The organism is Salinimicrobium oceani (assembly GCF_012037645.1).
The window spans coordinates 1-353 of sequence record NZ_JAAVJR010001145.1 but is presented as its reverse complement, the minus strand read 5'-3'; the positions used below and the strand labels follow the sequence as shown (position 1 = coordinate 353).

Genomic DNA, 353 nt, shown 5'->3' with positions numbered 1-353 from the left:
CTTTAAAGATAGTGCCTTTATTTAATTTCGATGTGAAATCGATGCTTCCCCCGCAACTCTCCACAATGTTTTTCACCATGGCAAGCCCCAGACCCATCCCGCTGGATTTAGTGGTAAACTTGGGTTCAAAGATCAGGCTCTTGTTCTCTTCGGTGATTCCTACACCATTATCTGACACTATTAAACAGGCACGACCTTCTTCTTCGGTAACCGTAACCAGTACCGCAGGATGCTCTTTTTGATCCACCGCCTGCACAGCATTTTTCACCAGATTGGTAACAACACGAATCAATTGGGTGCGGTCAAATTTGGCAATGATCTCATCTTTTTCTGTTGAAAACAGGATGTAATCC

At 43.9% G+C, this 353-nt stretch carries 1 protein-coding gene; it reads right to left on the bottom strand.

The window, feature by feature from the left end; translation table 11 throughout:
* The coding region (locus tag HC175_RS21195; protein ID WP_168139931.1) for a sensor histidine kinase at positions 1 to 353 on the bottom strand (353 nt) is incomplete at both ends.